18 protein-coding genes are annotated in these 15,540 nt (G+C 37.1%); all 18 read right to left on the reverse strand.

The window, feature by feature from the left end; translation table 11 throughout:
• Nucleotides 1-135: 135 nt before the first annotated feature.
• Nucleotides 136-2,724: a M14 family zinc carboxypeptidase gene (locus tag MNY28_RS08710; protein WP_346389576.1), complete on the reverse strand. Its 2,589-nt coding sequence runs from the start codon at nt 2,722-2,724 to the stop codon at nt 136-138.
• A 32-nt stretch (nt 2,725-2,756) separates the two neighbouring features.
• Nucleotides 2,757-3,671, reverse strand: a complete 915-nt coding sequence (locus MNY28_RS08715) for an ATP-grasp domain-containing protein (RefSeq protein ID WP_151899618.1) — start codon at nt 3,669-3,671, stop codon at nt 2,757-2,759.
• A gap of 9 nt (nt 3,672-3,680) precedes the next feature.
• Complete coding sequence (locus MNY28_RS08720) at nt 3,681-4,784, reverse strand: M20 family metallopeptidase (RefSeq protein ID WP_346389577.1); 1,104 nt, start codon at nt 4,782-4,784, stop codon at nt 3,681-3,683.
• Nucleotides 4,785-4,930: 146 nt separating this feature from the next.
• Nucleotides 4,931-5,290: a 50S ribosomal protein L19 gene (rplS, locus tag MNY28_RS08725; protein ID WP_151899616.1), complete on the reverse strand. Its 360-nt coding sequence runs from the start codon at nt 5,288-5,290 to the stop codon at nt 4,931-4,933.
• A 133-nt stretch (nt 5,291-5,423) separates the two neighbouring features.
• On the reverse strand, nt 5,424-6,125 hold the full coding sequence (gene trmD / locus MNY28_RS08730) for a tRNA (guanosine(37)-N1)-methyltransferase TrmD (RefSeq protein ID WP_346389578.1): 702 nt from the start codon (nt 6,123-6,125) through the stop codon (nt 5,424-5,426).
• Nucleotides 6,126-6,671 (reverse strand): ribosome maturation factor RimM, encoded by a 546-nt coding sequence (rimM, locus tag MNY28_RS08735; RefSeq protein ID WP_346389579.1) that lies wholly within the window; start codon nt 6,669-6,671, stop codon nt 6,126-6,128.
• Entirely contained in the window at nt 6,655-6,891 is a 237-nt protein-coding gene (locus tag MNY28_RS08740; RefSeq protein ID WP_151899613.1) for a KH domain-containing protein, read from the reverse strand. Before MNY28_RS08740 ends, rimM begins: the two co-directional genes overlap by 17 nt.
• Before the next feature lie 2 nt (nt 6,892-6,893).
• Nucleotides 6,894-7,115 carry a 30S ribosomal protein S16 gene (gene rpsP / locus MNY28_RS08745; protein WP_151899612.1) on the reverse strand — a complete coding sequence of 74 codons (222 nt, stop codon included), beginning with the start codon at nt 7,113-7,115 and terminating at the stop codon, nt 6,894-6,896.
• 270 nt (nt 7,116-7,385) lie between these two features.
• Nucleotides 7,386-8,741 (reverse strand): signal recognition particle protein, encoded by a 1,356-nt coding sequence (gene ffh, locus MNY28_RS08750; RefSeq protein ID WP_346389580.1) that lies wholly within the window; start codon nt 8,739-8,741, stop codon nt 7,386-7,388.
• Between the two features lie 59 nt (nt 8,742-8,800).
• Nucleotides 8,801-9,535: an RNA pseudouridine synthase gene (locus MNY28_RS08755; RefSeq protein ID WP_151899610.1), complete on the reverse strand. Its 735-nt coding sequence runs from the start codon at nt 9,533-9,535 to the stop codon at nt 8,801-8,803.
• Between the two features lie 14 nt (nt 9,536-9,549).
• Nucleotides 9,550-10,716, reverse strand: coding sequence for a lipid IV(A) 3-deoxy-D-manno-octulosonic acid transferase (gene waaA / locus MNY28_RS08760; protein ID WP_346389581.1), 1,167 nt, complete (start codon nt 10,714-10,716; stop codon nt 9,550-9,552).
• 2 nt (nt 10,717-10,718) lie between these two features.
• Nucleotides 10,719-11,432 (reverse strand): C4-type zinc ribbon domain-containing protein, encoded by a 714-nt coding sequence (locus MNY28_RS08765; RefSeq protein ID WP_346389582.1) that lies wholly within the window; start codon nt 11,430-11,432, stop codon nt 10,719-10,721.
• 47 nt (nt 11,433-11,479) lie between these two features.
• Nucleotides 11,480-12,202 (reverse strand): Nif3-like dinuclear metal center hexameric protein, encoded by a 723-nt coding sequence (locus MNY28_RS08770; RefSeq protein WP_346389583.1) that lies wholly within the window; start codon nt 12,200-12,202, stop codon nt 11,480-11,482.
• Nucleotides 12,199-12,807: a tetratricopeptide repeat protein gene (locus MNY28_RS08775; protein ID WP_346389584.1), complete on the reverse strand. Its 609-nt coding sequence runs from the start codon at nt 12,805-12,807 to the stop codon at nt 12,199-12,201. Before MNY28_RS08775 ends, MNY28_RS08770 begins: the two co-directional genes overlap by 4 nt.
• A 10-nt stretch (nt 12,808-12,817) precedes the next feature.
• Nucleotides 12,818-13,684: a M23 family metallopeptidase gene (locus MNY28_RS08780; protein ID WP_346389585.1), complete on the reverse strand. Its 867-nt coding sequence runs from the start codon at nt 13,682-13,684 to the stop codon at nt 12,818-12,820.
• A complete protein-coding gene (gene smpB / locus MNY28_RS08785; protein ID WP_151899604.1) occupies nt 13,684-14,136 on the reverse strand; it encodes an SsrA-binding protein SmpB in 453 nt (150 codons plus the stop codon). Before smpB ends, MNY28_RS08780 begins: the two co-directional genes overlap by 1 nt.
• A gap of 95 nt (nt 14,137-14,231) precedes the next feature.
• Nucleotides 14,232-14,657: a hypothetical protein gene (locus MNY28_RS08790; protein ID WP_346389586.1), complete on the reverse strand. Its 426-nt coding sequence runs from the start codon at nt 14,655-14,657 to the stop codon at nt 14,232-14,234.
• A gap of 94 nt (nt 14,658-14,751) precedes the next feature.
• The gene (locus MNY28_RS08795; RefSeq protein ID WP_346389587.1) at nt 14,752-15,534 is read right to left on the reverse strand and encodes a 4-(cytidine 5'-diphospho)-2-C-methyl-D-erythritol kinase; all 783 of its coding nucleotides are present in this window, start codon (nt 15,532-15,534) and stop codon (nt 14,752-14,754) included.
• Between the last annotated feature and the right edge of the window lie 6 nt (nt 15,535-15,540).

A 15,540-nucleotide genomic window follows, 5' to 3' on the forward strand; every position in this document is an offset into this window, starting at 1 on the left:
AAGGTCTCTCTGTTTGTGGATGGGAATTATAGGGGAGTATTGCTTAGAGACTGCTTAATGTTTGGTGGGTTTTTTAAAAAGTTTTTGAAGTTTTTTATTTGTTACTTTTTATAGAAGTTTGACGCAAACAAACTTCTAACTGTTTACTTCAATATATACAGGTTCAGAAAAATTTGGAACATCATCATATGAAAATACTGCATAATATTTATGAACATTCAAATCACCAAAATTATCATACGTATAATTATCACTGCCGCCATAGAGTTTTTGTCCATCATAAGGAGAGCATGGAACCTTGAATCTGTTTTTTACAACAATCACACCTCTGTAGCCATCGTCTTCAGGACTTTCCCACTGCAGTTTTATTATTCCGTTTTCCATACTTGCCCGTAAGTTCTCTACCTGTTTTGGCGGATTTTTCCTTTTACGGATGTAATCCAGAGTTAAAACCGGTTTATCTATTTTTTTATTGTCTATCCAGTTTACATCAGCATTTTTGGACATCTCAGTTTCTGATGAAGCGGAAATTACAAAAAAGGCTTTCTTCTTTTCTTTTGCCAACTCAAGCATTTCCTGAATTGCATATGTATCAAAAACAAATCTCTGTTTTGAAGACCTCTTGATCTCTGTAATACTTACGTCATATCCGATTCTCTCAATAATGTTTCTGTTTTTTATCTTCTCATAGGTAATTTCACCTGTAATCGGTTCCACCAGTTCTATATGAAAACGTAAATTATTCTCTTTTGCATTCACCTGATATGCCTGTAAATCTATATACGCATCAGATACTACGGTATTTTCCATATCCGGTAAATTCAATAAATCAAATTCAATGCATGCATATTTCAGGTTGCCACTTGCGTCATATCCGGATTTAAGCGCATTATCTTTTATATTGTCATGATTGACTGTAAACTCATAAGAAGATTGAATATCCAGTTTTGCTTCATGTATGGTATACGAAATATCAAGCTTTGGTCTGTAGGTTAATCCTCCACTGAATTTTCCATATCCGATATCCCACTGCATCAACTGAGAAGACCTGTCAAGCGGCAAAGAGGTCGGTCCTTGCATTCTAAAATATGCTTCTCGTCTTTTTAAAGCTTTTTCAAGAACTTTTATTTCCTGTTCTGCAAATTGATATTCTCTCCATATACCCTGAGCCAATTGATGTGAAGAGGTTGGTCGATCTATATAAGAAAGCATTTTTGCATTTTTTATATCATCAAAACTGTCTATTTTGTCTATTGTACGCTCATCCATCTGTCCAACCCGCCACTGACCATAGCGCTCAACCTGTACAGCAACCCGGTTCATCGGATAAAATGAAATTTTTGCTGCTGTAATAATCGCATTTTCCGGAATTGTCATTAAGGAAAATCCACACACTCCGTAACACTCCCCTTTTTGTTCTGAAATTCCGACAAACAGAGAATTGTTCCCAAAATGATCTTTGTTCTTTTGTGTCTTTTCTCCGACATATCCTATTTTGCTTGCAATGGGATATAAAATTTTGGAAAACATATTTTCAGCCGGTTTTGTTCTTACCGCAACAAGCTGAGCATAAGGTGATTTAATTGACTTGTCCTTGCAGACCGCACGAATATAATAATAATAATTTGTCGAACTCTTTAAATTGGAATCTGTAAAACTTTTCATTTTTGTCATGGCAATTCGATTGGAGGCCTGCGCAAACCCTTTGAGTTTTGTTGAACGATAAATTTCAAAATAAATTGTTTCGTCTTCTATATACTCCCAGCTGAGTTCTACCTCTTTTGCCCCAATACCTGTTGCCACAAAATTTTCAACACGTTGTAAATTGTTTTCTTTTTTGTAATTGTTTACTTCGGAGAGAGCCATAATCAAAGCTGGAATATTTTCCTGGATATTCTCACTCATATTCTCAATATAGTCACTGATGTTTCTCGTTCCGACTTCTGCTACAAGCGAAAGGATTCCCTGAGAATAGTAAAACTCGCGTCCGCTTCCTGAAATGAGATGCACAGGCGGTTTTCCCATATGAATGCCGTATTCACGAGAAGACTCTTTTCTTATTTCTTCTGCCATATTTCCCGCCAGAAGATTCAAGTCGACAGCATCCTCCGCATCTTCATGAATAAAATTGTGTGCAGGAAAAAATACATTGCCCTGAGAATGGTAGTCCAAAGCAATTGTAATATTTTTGCGTTCGAGTATAAAATCTCTAATGGCTGCGGTTTCCGGTTCACTGAACGGTTTCGGACCAGAGTAGACATTCGAAGTATAATTTTTGTTCGGAGTAAAACCTACACTGAAATTTCTGTTTAAATCAACCCCGTAACTTCCGTCAGGATTTTTTCTCCGGTTTTTTCTCCAAAAAGAAAAATGGTTTCTTGAGTATTCGAAACCATCCGGATTTGCACAGGGGACCATATAGAGTGTTGTATTGTCCAATATTTTGTTAAGTTGTGGTTCATAATCAATATGTTCTAAAATATATTTTGCAAAAGCAAGAGAAAGTTCTATTCCAATCCATTCTCTTGCATGAATTGTACCTGTGTAAAAAAGTGCAGGTTTTTTCAGATGTGCCTCTACATTTTTAGTAATTGAGACAGCAATAATATCTCTGCTTTCCCATGTTTGTCCTATTGTTTCTACTTTAACAAGATTTGGATGTCTCTTTTGAGCAGAATTAAAAAAATTTATACATTCATCATATGAACTATATTGTTGTCTCAAGCCATTGCCTTCATTTTTTTGAAATGATACTCTTACTTCGTTTTTCTGTCAATTAAATCCACAATTAAATCAATTTTTTTGTCATTAAAGTTTAATCCCATTTTTTCCTGTTCAGGAGTAGCAAAAGCAGGAATACCGTTTACTTCCAAAACAATATACTCTTCTTTTTCTCTGTCATAAATAATATCTACGCCACCAATATCCACACCTGTTGCTTTGCATGCTTTTTTTGCAATACTGACAACTTCGTCATTTGCTTCACGTACAAAAACACTGCCGCCGCTTGTCACATTTGTACGCCAGTCAGTTCCGCTGGCTTTTCTTCCGTAACACGAAACAAATTCTCCGTCAACAATATCAACTCTAAAATCCGTATTATCATAATCAATAAATTTTTCTACATAAAAATAGCGCAGATCCATCTGATTTAAAAAAGGCATAAGCATATCCAGGCTTGCTTCATTCTCGATTTTGGTAAGTCCCACACCACCCCAGCCATCAGTAGGCTTGTAGACCATTTTGTCCCATTTTTTAATGATTTTTTTAAGTTCATGCCCATCATCCCGATGACACAGCTTATAATCAGCTGTTTTCACACCGCTGTTTCTCAGAACAAACGAGGTCTGAAACTTATCTTCTGTCAAAGCAAAAGACTCATAAGAGTTAATCATCGGAATAATTCGGTTTAATGCCTGATACAGGTACATTTGATACTGTGTCTGTTCCCCTGCATTATAGGAAAAAAATAGATCCAGTGTATCGAGTTTTTCTCCATGATACTCTTTTCCGTGATAGAGTATATGCGCATTTTTTGCAATCGCATGACGCAAATTAATATCGTTTAATACTTCAATGTTTCTTTCTTTGAGTTTTTTAATTATTTTTTTTGCTATTTTGTCTCCGCCGCCATTCTTATATAACCACATGCCGATTTTTCTTTTTTTCATTGACATCCCCTAAAATTTTAAATTTTTTATAAAATACCCAAAGAGCTTTCTGCTCATCTCTATGCGACGGACAAAACTCTCCTTGCTCGCCCGCTCTTTTACTGTATGATCTCCGTCACCAAACGGTCCGAAACCATCAAGTGTCACAACACCACATGCGCTGACAATATTTGCATCACTCACACCGCCTCTTTCTTCCGCGGATATTTGCTGTTGTGTAATCTTTTCTATTTTTTTAAGTAGAGCGATTGAATCCTCTGTTGTCTGCATCACATCTCTTTGTATACCACCGCTTAATGTTGCTTTTACGCCATCAACAACAGAGGTTTGCACAATCTTTTCTATGGCTGCCAACACTCTCTCTTTCTCAGCAGAATATTTGTATCTCAATTCAAAAACCAATTGTGCCTGCGGAGAGACAGTGTTTGCCCCTATTCCCCCCATAATTTTTCCGACATTAACGGTTGTACCTTTGTCCAGGTCTGTCAACTGCACAAGTTTTTGCAGCTTGTATGCAAGTTCTAAATTTGCATCACAGCCCTCACTGTAATGATTGCCTGCATGGGCTGCTTTGCCCTCTATGTCAACAAAGAAAGTTCCTACACCTTTTCGTCCGGTTACAAGTTCCAAATGCGCACCGGCCGCTTCATACACAAAACAATACGCATACTCTTTGGCAAGTTCAGCAGTCAGATATTTGGAATCATCACTCCCAGTCTCTTCATCACTGACCAAAAGAATATCAATATTTTGAATTTTCACGCCTTTACATGTAAGCTGGCGCAGTGCTTCAAGCAGTACAATATTGCCGCCTTTCATATCACATACACCCGGTCCGTATACCCAGGTGTCATCTTCTGTAAAATATTCAAATTTTCCGGGAGGAAAAACCGTGTCAATATGTCCGAGCAAAAGTAATTTTGGAGAATTCTTTACATGTAAAGACTTGTAGTAACGATGATCACCGACATTGTTGCGTTTGTAAATGACAGTTTCAAAACCCAATGCCCCAAACCATTCATCAAAAATTTCACCGACAAGGTTCACACCTTCTGTGTTTTTTGTATAGGAATTTATTTCTACGACCTTTTTTAAGTCTGCTATGTAGTTCATTGTTATCCAAATAATGTCTATTTTTATTGATTATACTATGAATTTGTTATTTATGCTAAAAAGTTAGATTAATTTTTACGGAGTTTAAAAAATATGTGTAATGTGGGAATGTTATAAAATATGAAGAAGGCAAGAGCCCAGAAGAATTATTTTCTTCTAAGTTCTTTAATACGGGCTTTTTTACCGGCAAGTGCACGAAGATAAAAAAGTTTCGCACGACGAACACGACCGCGACGAATCACTTTAATTTCATTGATTGAGTCAGAATAAACTGGGAAAATTCTCTCAATACCAACACCGTTAGCACCGATTTTACGTACTGTAATAGTTTGCCCTGTTCCCTGACCACGCTTAGCTATACAAACACCCTCGTAGTTTTGTACACGAGTTTTGTCACCTTCTTTAATTGTTACTGCTAAATTTACAGTATCCCCGGCACGAAAATCTGGAATATTTTTCTCAGCAGTTTGTGCTTTTTCAAAGTTTTCAATATACTTATTTCTCATAAGACTAGATCCTTAATTTATTTCATAAATGAAGGAAACCCTCCATTTGATTTATAACGAGAATGGAAATAATTCCTTTCTCTACGTTAACACTTTGTTTTTCTCGGCGAAAAGCCCATCGCACTGGTGCGATTTAGCGTAATCGTTCTTCCGATTTGTGCTTTAATAGCTGTTCTGGTCTAAAGAATTTGGTCTTTGCTTCAGACAAGGCTAATTTTAGTGAGCGAATTTTACCATGATTTCCCTTTAAGTATTCTGATGGAACACTTAAACCTTCATAGTTTTGTGGTTTTGAAAATGACGGTGCTTCCAAAAGCGGCGTTTCAAAACTCTCAATCTCCAAAGACTGGGCATTTCCGAGAACACCTTCTTTGTTTCTGCTTATGGCATCACATATAACCAGAGAGGCCAGTTCGCCTCCTGTTAAAATATAATCACCGATAGAAAATACTTCATCCGCATATTTTTCAATAACTCTTTCATCTATTCCCTCATATCTTCCACTCACAAAAGCTATATGGGTTTTCTTTGCCAAACGCTTTGCATCATTCTGTACAAAAGGTTTGGCAACCGGAGTCAAAAAAATGATATGAACATTTTCATCTTTATTTTTCAAATCATCCAGTGCATCAAAAAGCGGCTGTGGATTCATTACCATTCCCGCACCGCCGCCTACTGCCGTATCATCAACTTTAGAGTGTTTGTTCTTTGAGTAATCCCGAGGATTCAAATAGTCTATCTTTATGATATCCTTCTCAATGGCCCGTTTCAAAATCGAATCTTTAAAATAGCCTTCAATCAGAGCAGAAAAAAGAGTAACAAAAGTAAAGCGCATTCAAGAAGCTTCCAGGATATCAACAGCACCACTGAGTGTGATGCGTTTGTTCTCAATGTCAACTTCCACTTTAAACGGTTCAATAAAAGGAACCAAAAAGCTCTTGGCCAAACCGCTTTCGACTAAACTTTCATCCGTAACAATACTTAAATAATTGGTAGTATTGAATCTCTCTATCTCTTTTACTCTGCCAAGACATTTGTCATCTTCATAGACTTCACAATCTTCCAAATCAAACCAGAAATACTCATCCTCTTCCAAATGACAGTTTTTTCTTGTCTCTTCGTAGGTGGTAAAAAGTTTTGCATTTGTAAACTTTTTGGCATCTTCAGGATTTGCAATGCTGTTAATGCGAACCAATCCACGATTCAAATCAACATCACTTAAAGTAATGCGCTCACTTTTATTGATTAAAAAAGTGGCTCCCTTAACAAACTGTTCAGGAAAATCGCACTTAAGATGCAATTTCATATCTCCATGAATGCCGACGGTTTTACCAATCGTTGCTATATGCAACAACTTTTCTTTACTAGACTGCTTCGACATTGATACGGTAACTCACACCATCTTTTGCTTTACATCCGGAAATCACAGTTTTAATAGCACCAATCATCTTACCGCTTTTTCCTATTAATTTCCCTATATCTGCCTGGTTTGCGTAGAGAACTATTTCTGTTATTTCATCGCCCTCTTGAACTTCAACTCTGATATCATCGGGGTGTGATGCTATCAGTCTTGCAAATTGTGCGACAAAATCAGCAATCATAATTAACGACCAGTGATCTTTTTCACACGATCACTCATCTGAGCACCGACACCCAACCAGTAATCAACTCTTTCATTGTCAACTTTCAGCTCTTTTGTCATTGGATTGTAATATCCGATAAGTTCTATCCAACCGCCATCTCTACGTTTACGGCTGTCTGTTACCGCGATACGGTAAAATGGTCTTTTCTTTCTTCCCATACGAGTAAGTCTAATTACTGTCATTTTGTTTCCTGTTTTTTTATTTACCTGTTACCGGTTACATGTATACATATTGAGAGTTTATTACTATAAATGCTAAGTTTTTTTGGGAAGGTATAAATGTAGAAGAGTCTTTTTTCTCTTAAATAATTTTGCTTCCCTCTTACCATCTCTATAGTTGGATGTACACATGTAACCGGTAAACAGGCTACAAATCTTTTTATCACAGAGGTATTGTTTAAAAAGATTTATTTGAAATGGAATTATATCCACTTTTTTCTTAAATTACAATCTCTATCTTGGCAGGCCACCCATACCTCCTGGTCCGCCTGCCTGACCCATCATCGACTGAAGCTGCTTCATACCGTTTTTGCCGGAAAATTTCTTTGCCATTTTCCCTGCATTTTTAAACTGCTTGATCATTCTGTTTATTTCAACGATATCAAGGCCGCACCCTTTTGCAATTCTTTGCTTTCTTGAGTTATTTAACAGGTCGGGGTTTTCTCGCTCTTTTTTTGTCATTGAAGCAACCATGGCTTTGATATTTTTAAGCTCTCCGGAGTTTTCAAAATCAAAATCCTTAATCGCTTTGGACATATTGCCCATGCCCGGAATCATTCCTATGATAGAACTCATGCTTCCCATTTTTTTCATCTGTTCCATCTGTTCTAAAAAATCATTAAAGTTAAATTTGCCTTTTTGAATTTTTTTTGTCAGTTTTTTCGCCTGTTTTTCATCAATAACATTCGTTACTTTTTCCGCAAGTCCTTCTACATCACCAAAACCCATCAGACGGTTGACAATACGCTCCGGTAAAAAGACTTCCAAATCTTCCATTTTTTCACCCAGACCGATAAAACGAAGCGGTACCTGTACCTGAGATGAAAGACCCAAAGCAACACCGCCCTTTGCATCTCCGTCGTATTTAGAAAGAATTACGCCGTCAATCCCGATTTTTTCTTTAAAACTCGTTGCTGTGCGTACGGCATCCTGCCCTGTCAAAGAGTCGGCCACATAAAAGATTTCATCAGGATTTGCCGCTTTTTTTACATTTTCAAGCTCATCCATAAGTTCTTCATCAATAGCCAGACGACCGGCCGTATCTATAAGCACAACATCGAAAATCTTGGAATCAGCATACTCTAATGCAGACTGTACAACATCTACAGGATTTTTTGTTGCTTCATCTTCATACAATTCAACTTCAATTTGTGCGGTAATCTGGCGTAATTGTTCTACCGCGGCAAGACGTTGCAAGTCAGCTGCAACAACAAGTACTTTTTTGCCTTTGTTTTTAAGATAATTTGCAAGCTTACCGGTTGTAGTTGTTTTACCAGACCCCTGCAGTCCTGTCATCAAAATCACAGTCGGAGGGTTGGGAGCAAAGACGAATCCTCGGTTGCCGCCTATATCTAACAGCTCATTAAGGGTTTCACGCAAAGCTTCAAGGAACTGATCCTTTCCAATACCTTTTTCTTTTGTGCGTATCTGCACTTTTTGAATCAATTCTTTGACAACCTTATGATTGACATCTGCTTTTAAAAGATTCTTTTTTAATTCATTCAGTGCTTTTGAGAGTGCTTTATCATCGTCATGGAAACGAATCTTTTTTATTGCATTTGTAAAGCTATCTGTTAAAGTACCGAACATGAAAACACCTCTTTTATTCTATATAAATTTTTTCGAAATTGTAACTAAGTTTTTCTTAATTATTCAAATGTAACAAAGCTTTTGGGCTCTTTTGCCACAAACTCCATTCCAAGAAGTCTGACTTTATGGGCATGGAGCATCACGCGTTTTGCACGACGCCCGCCATACTGCTCGTCACCGACTATAGGATGGTCAATATAACGTGCATGGACTCTTATCTGATGTGTGCGCCCATTGTGAATAATACATTTGACTTTTGTTTTTTTGGCACTGACAATATCAGGAAAAAACTCCGTTCTTGCCGGTTTTCCTTTTGGAGAAACATTTGAGTAGGCTTTGTTGTTTTTTTTCTGTGTTGTAATTGCTTTGTCTACTTCAATCGGCTCGGTCATTATTCCCTCAACCCAGGCGATATACTCTTTGTAAACTTTGTCATCACGAAACTCTTTGATAGCACGCTGACGAAATTCCTCATTTTTTACAAGCATTAAAACACCGCTTGTTTCGCGGTCGAGTCTGTGCAACAGTACCGCCGGTTTAAATTGACGCTCTATCTCGTCCGAGTTTACATGTGCCGGCTTATCGACTACAACAATGTCATCATTTTCAAAAATAGGCTTAACGTGTTCTACTTTTTCTACTCTGAATATCGTTCGCTCATCAATTTCACCACGGGCAATCATCACTTTTTTGTTGCCGACATACACAAGTCCTCTGTCTATCATAGACTTTGCATTGGAATTGGAAATTCCCTCTTGCTGTGCCAATAATTTATACGCTTTTTCTGTTGCCATTTTACCAGCTCCTTTTAATTTTTTAATATTTTTTGAACCACGGGTTCCAGGTTTATCTGCTCTTCTACCATTGAAGGCGGCAACTCCTTTGTCATCTCAAGTGCATCGGCTATTTCATCCGGCTCAACATACTGCACGTGATGGACATATTTAAACAACTCTTTTTGGTGAAAAAAATGCTTTCCTGTAATGATTTTACATCCGAAATAAGCCGGTTCGAGCGGATTGTGCCCACCGACATCATTTTTAAAAGCACCCCCTAATATGGCTATGTCGCTGATGGCATAAATATTGTTGAGTTCACCCATCATATCGACTAAAATCAAATCACCTGCAAAACTCTTTCCTTCTGAAAAACGGGAAACAGTGGCATTATTTTGCCTGCCGTATCGTTCCATTAAGCTATATACCTCTGCAAAACGTTCCGGATGACGGGGAACAATTACAAGTTTTGCCTCTTTGCTCTTTTCATAGGCAAAAAATGCCTCTAAAATGCTTTGTTCCTCACCAGGATGGGTACTTCCAGCTACAATTACTTCCGCATCGGGCTTTTCGTATTCTTTTGTTTTTTTGATTTCACCTGCCAATTTTATATTGCCAATCACCTCAATGTGTTTTGCACCCAAGGCCAAAAATCTGTTTTTGTCACTTTCGCTTTGAGCATAAACCATATCTACATTCTCTAAAAGTTTTTTATAAAACCAGGCAAACTTCATATATTTTTTGACACTTTTATCTGAAATTCTGGCATTAAGCAAAATAACTTCTGCACCGCGTGAACGCGCTATGCTAAAGAGCAGATACCAAAATTCCGCCTCAAGTACAATAAGCTTTTTCTGCGGTTTGACCCAAAACGGCAGATACATTTCATACGGAAGATAACGTACCTCTGCATTATATTTTTTTGCTTCATTGTGTCCGGTTTGTGTAATCGTTGTCACAAGTATCTTTTTATTTGCCAATAGATCCAGAAGCGGTTTAAGAGCTCTGGCTTCGCCTAAAGAGCAGACATGAAACCAAATTGCATTTGTACTGCGAAACGGAGGGTTCTTAAAAAGAAAAAAACGTGCAGGAATTGATTCTTTGTATTTTTTTTTAAAAGCAAGCAATATCAAAAGAGGCAATGCTGTTATAAACAGCATTACACTCAGTACATAATAGAAAAGGAAAAACGGCTTCAAGCCTACTCTTCGTTAACTTTCACATAAAGGATGCGTCCGCAGTGGGGACATGTAGTGATATCTTCACCTTTTATGACATCAGCATAAACCTTATCGCCTATTATCATATGGCATCCCATACATGCCTGTTCTTCAACAGGAACCACTGTTGTGTTTTTTGCCCAACGACGGATTTTTTGATAAAAAGCAAGCCCTTTTTGATTGATATCTGACAAAAGAGTCTCTTTTCTTTTGAAAACCTCTTGTCTCTCTTTGTGTATTTTTTCAAGTTTTGTATCTACATCAGCTTTTACACTTTCCAAATTTGCATTTAACTCTTCCAGAGCATTTTTTGCAGCTTCAATCTGCTCTTTTTTTGCTTCAATGATTTTTTCAAGTCTTTGAATCTCTTCATTTGCAAATGTGACCTGCTCTTTGGCAATCTCTTCTTCAAGCTGCAGCGATTTCATCTCACGTTCTGTTTTTACTTCAGAGCTTTTTTTTACATTCTCTTCAAGTTTTTGTGAAAGTTCCGAGAGATGCAGTTCGTTTTTTGCTTTTTTAACTTCTTCGTCTTTGATTTCATTCGTTAAATTTTCAATATCCGACTCTATGCTCTTTGTTTTTGCAAGAGCCGCTTCATAATTTGCATTTGCTTCTTCAATCTGAGGTTCAAATGCGTCTATCTCTTTATCTATAATTGACAGATCGATTAATTGTTTTAAGTGCTTGTTCATTGGGATCCTTTAGGGGTTTACTTCTACCATTACCTGTATTATTAGACCTAAATATATGTAAATGGGTTTTCTGATGATGCAATTATAACTTCTAAACCTAAAATTTTCAAATGCTTTTGCATAATTTGTGCAAAAAAGTACTCACTTTCATAGTGTCCGATGTCAATTAAAGACAATTTTATACTTTTTGCCTCCATTGCATCATGATATTTTACATCACCTGTCAAAAAGCAGTCAGCATCCAGACTCTTCATCAAAGAACATCCCGATCCTGTTGTCAGGGCCACTTTTTTTACTCTTTGCGCACACTTAACTGTTCTTGCACATTTAAGTCCAAATGCTTTTGAAACATGTTTTGCGAATATATCAAAATCTTCATTCACTTCCAGGTATGCAACAAAACCGTCTTTTTTACAAATTTCGTATCCGAGTATCTCTTTTGCAACATATTCGTTTAAGTGTGTCTGGTCAAAATTTGTATGCATCGCAATATTTGAAATATTTTTTTTAATCATTTTTTGAATCAAATTTGCAGGATATTGAGAGAACTCAAGTTGTTTGAGTCCGCCAAAAATAATCGGATGGTGCGTAATAAGCAGCGTATTTTCATCCAAAGAATCAATCAGTTTTTCATCTACATCAATACTCAAAGCAATTTTTGAAATATCATCTTTGAAATCACCTATCAAAAGACCGGAATTATCCCATGACTCCTGAATATCAAAAGGAGAAAGCTCATTGAGATATTTGTATATTTCCAATATTTTCACAGCGATTCTCCCTTCTTGATTTTTTTCAGTTCCTCTTTTGCTTCTTTAAATTCAGGGTCAAGTTCTATCGCTTTTTCATACATTCCTTTTGCTTCATCAAAATGCTTCATATCAACAAGCAGATTCCCGTAATTATAGTAGGTAATAGGGTTTGTGGCATCAATTTCAAGCGACTTGTTGAGATGATTTCTTGCACTCGCATATTCACCCGCTTTTCTATACAGGGATGCCATCGCCTGATGGATATAGGTATTGTTCGGGTCCAGTTCCAACGCTTCTTTGTAATACTCCATAGCCTCATCATCCCTGTTTTGCTGTGCAAGTGTATAACCCATTTTAAAGAGTGTTTCAGGGTTCTTTGGATCTTTAATATTTGCCTCGCTGTAAATGGCAAGCGCTTTTTGCAAATCTCCCTTTTGCATCTCTTCATCGGCTTTTTCCACCAAAGAGGAGGCATCAAAAGGGGAAAATGCCTCAGCACTTCGTTCACCTTGAGCACCTGTGTGCTGTTGGTCCTGCGGATCTTTAAGTGTTTGTATATGTTCGTAAATTTTGTATGCAAAAAAAGCAGAGGCTCCAAGCATAAGTAACTGAAAAAGTGTCATAATTGTTTTCCTATTTATTTAAAATTAAATTATTATTAAGTAATGTTATAAGTTGCAACGGATCAACTTGTACACCGGCAATTCTAGCTGAAAAATGCAAATGAGGACCTGTTACCCTGCCGCTTTTTCCTGATAAGCCCAAAAGTTCTCCTTTTTGGACAAGCTGACCTGTTTTGACATTGAATTTACTCATATGAAAATAACAGGTATAAATGCCTTCACCGTGATCAATGACAACAGTGCCTCCCGAATAAAATCTTTTTTTGACCAAAACGACTTTTCCGTCATTGGACGCTCTAATCGGTGTGCCTGTTTTCGCCCGAAAATCCGTCCCGCTGTGATACCCTTTCAAAGCTCCGTTATAAATTCTTGCTGTACCAAAAGCACTTGTAATTTTACTCTCCACCGGCAAGATAAAATCTGAATGCATATAGCTTTTGTTTGTTATTGTATGATAAATTTTCATAGCTTCCTTGTACTCTTTTGCGATTCTTTTTTTTATCTTGGGCAGCGTCGGATTTACTTTCGAAGCGCTTACACGGATGGTTTCTTTTTTGTATTTTGCATCTTTGATTGTAAGAGAAAGCTCTTTGTGTTTTTTTATCCCGTTTTGCAGATAAATAACTTTCACGGTTTTTTGAACAGGTTTGTCGTAATAGGAGACGGGAATCAAGGCATAATATTCACTCCTGTTCAAAGGATTCGGAAAAATTTTTATCTTTTTTTCTTCAAAAAAGAGTGCTTTGTATTCAATGCCTTTTTCTTTTGCAAACTTCACCAGTACTGTCTTGCCGTTACCTACCTCATCATTGACTATCTTTACATGTAAAGCAAAAAGAGAGGAGACAAAAAAGCACAAAAAAAGCAAAAGTTTCATCAATAATCCTTCATCGCCCTTTGAATGTCTCTCTTTTGGTCTTTCTCTTTTAAATCATTTCTTTTGTCATGCAGCAGTTTTCCTTTTGCTATGGCAATTTGCAGCTTTGCAATGTTGCGTTTGTTAAAATAGAGCTGCAAAGGCACAATGGTATACCCGTCACGTGCTACAGCCTTTTGCATTTTCTCTAACTCTTTTTTATGCAAAAGCAGTTTTCTTGCCCCGCGCTCTTCATGCCCGTAATAATGGTGCGTCGTCTCGAGTCTGCCGATATGCGCATTAAACAAAAAAGCCTCTCCGTTGACAAAGCGGATAAAACTGTCTTTAAGATTAACGCGATGCGCACGTATGCCTTTGACCTCGCTCCCTGTAAGAACCAGCCCTGCTTCAAACTTCTCTTCAATAAAATAATCATGATACGCTTTTTTGTTTTTTGCTATTGTTTCACCCATAATCCACTTCCTTCTAAACTGTATAGCCTAAAATATTTCTGCTATTTTAGCATGCATTCATTAAGGTTTGGATTGTTAAAGAGATGTTTATTGTTTTAGTTTTCGTCGCGAACTATATTATGACAGCGAAAACAGGCATGCTCAATATAGGTATAAGCTCTTTGAGACTCTTCTCTTCGAAGTTTACCCGACTGGTTATATTTATTCGCAATAGCGTCTAATATAATCTGAACATTATGTGCAATAATCTGTGCACTCATAATCGCTTCGTTGGCTTTATGCTTCTTGTTTTCAGGAAGCATCTCCTCAAATTTTTCTTTATCAGCCAATAAATCATTGGCGTGTTTTGCAAACCGTTCAATCGAAACTTTTATACCCTCTTTATCACTAGTTATAAAGCCTTGTTGAACTTCTCGTAATTCTGTGTTTAAAAGTATCATATTTGACTTAAGATTATATGCTGATGCAGAAGTAACTGACAACGTCAATGCAAACACACTTATTAGTAATAATTTTCTCATCTTGCCCCCCTTATTTTGACAATTTTTATTGTATCATAATATTGAATACTTTGACAAAAAACACTCTCTTATGCCAATAAAATGGTGCAAACTATTAAATTACTCTAAAAAAACTGCTGCCGCTGCCGCTGAAGAAGTAGCCCTCTTTATAGTGTTTTTCCAATTCTGTATACTCCTGCAATGCAGGCGCAAAAAGATCATTTGCTTCTTTTGCATCGAGTTCCTGCAAGATTTCTACTGAAGATTTCTTTTTCAATGCATCGGCTTGAAATCCGTCTATGGGTCTGTAAAATTTTTCTCTGTATGCTTTATAGACTTTTGGAGTGCTGATTTGTATCTTGGGTGTATACATATCAAATGAGAGCGGTGTTTCCTCAAAGGCTTCTACCACTTCCCCTATTCCGCTGACATTGGCACTATTGTATCCATAAATAAAAAACGGCACATCCGCCCCTACATGTAAACCTATTTGTGCGAGTTCATTGAGACTCAGACCCAAATGCAGTACTTCATTGCACATTTTCAGATACGTTGCCGCATCACTGCTGCCTCCGCCAAGACCTGCAAATGCGGGAATGTGTTTTTCAACAGCCACCGCATACGTTTGCATAAGTTTTTCAAGTGCAGCGCTTGATGTAGCCTCTTTCAAGGCTACATATGCTTTATAAATGGTATTTTGTTTTGTATCACAATCAAAATCACCAATTATTTTAAACTCATTTGCTTTGGCTTGAACATCTTGTTTTGATACAAAGGAGAGGACATCATACAAATCATTGACTTTCATAAATCGAGAGACTATCTCATGGTACTCGTTTCTCTTGCCTGTTATTTTTAAAAAAATATTTACTTTGGCATAGGCCTTATACTTTTTCATCCGCTT

Origin of the sequence: Sulfurimonas sp. NWX367 (assembly GCF_039667065.1) — a bacterium.
GTDB classification, from domain to species: Bacteria; Campylobacterota; Campylobacteria; order Campylobacterales; family Sulfurimonadaceae; genus Sulfurimonas; species Sulfurimonas hydrogeniphila.

What these genes read in the sequence shown, in the direction of transcription:
- MNY28_RS08715 (WP_151899618.1), bottom strand. Translation starts at nt 3,671, where the DNA reads ATGAAAAAAAGAAAAATCGGCATGTGGTTATATAAGAATGGCGGCGGA.
- MNY28_RS08720 (WP_346389577.1), bottom strand. Translation starts at nt 4,784, where the DNA reads ATGAACTACATAGCAGACTTAAAAAAGGTCGTAGAAATAAATTCCTAT.
- rplS (WP_151899616.1), bottom strand. Translation starts at nt 5,290, where the DNA reads ATGAGAAATAAGTATATTGAAAACTTTGAAAAAGCACAAACTGCTGAG.
- trmD (WP_346389578.1), bottom strand. Translation starts at nt 6,125, where the DNA reads ATGCGCTTTACTTTTGTTACTCTTTTTTCTGCTCTGATTGAAGGCTAT.
- rimM (WP_346389579.1), bottom strand. Translation starts at nt 6,671, where the DNA reads ATGTCGAAGCAGTCTAGTAAAGAAAAGTTGTTGCATATAGCAACGATT.
- MNY28_RS08740 (WP_151899613.1), bottom strand. Translation starts at nt 6,891, where the DNA reads ATGATTGCTGATTTTGTCGCACAATTTGCAAGACTGATAGCATCACAC.
- rpsP (WP_151899612.1), bottom strand. Translation starts at nt 7,115, where the DNA reads ATGACAGTAATTAGACTTACTCGTATGGGAAGAAAGAAAAGACCATTT.
- ffh (WP_346389580.1), bottom strand. Translation starts at nt 8,741, where the DNA reads ATGTTCGGTACTTTAACAGATAGCTTTACAAATGCAATAAAAAAGATT.
- MNY28_RS08755 (WP_151899610.1), bottom strand. Translation starts at nt 9,535, where the DNA reads ATGGCAACAGAAAAAGCGTATAAATTATTGGCACAGCAAGAGGGAATT.
- MNY28_RS08765 (WP_346389582.1), bottom strand. Translation starts at nt 11,432, where the DNA reads ATGAACAAGCACTTAAAACAATTAATCGATCTGTCAATTATAGATAAA.
- MNY28_RS08775 (WP_346389584.1), bottom strand. Translation starts at nt 12,807, where the DNA reads ATGACACTTTTTCAGTTACTTATGCTTGGAGCCTCTGCTTTTTTTGCA.
- MNY28_RS08780 (WP_346389585.1), bottom strand. Translation starts at nt 13,684, where the DNA reads ATGAAACTTTTGCTTTTTTTGTGCTTTTTTGTCTCCTCTCTTTTTGCT.
- smpB (WP_151899604.1), bottom strand. Translation starts at nt 14,136, where the DNA reads ATGGGTGAAACAATAGCAAAAAACAAAAAAGCGTATCATGATTATTTT.
- MNY28_RS08790 (WP_346389586.1), bottom strand. Translation starts at nt 14,657, where the DNA reads ATGAGAAAATTATTACTAATAAGTGTGTTTGCATTGACGTTGTCAGTT.
- MNY28_RS08795 (WP_346389587.1), bottom strand. Translation starts at nt 15,534, where the DNA reads ATGAAAAAGTATAAGGCCTATGCCAAAGTAAATATTTTTTTAAAAATA.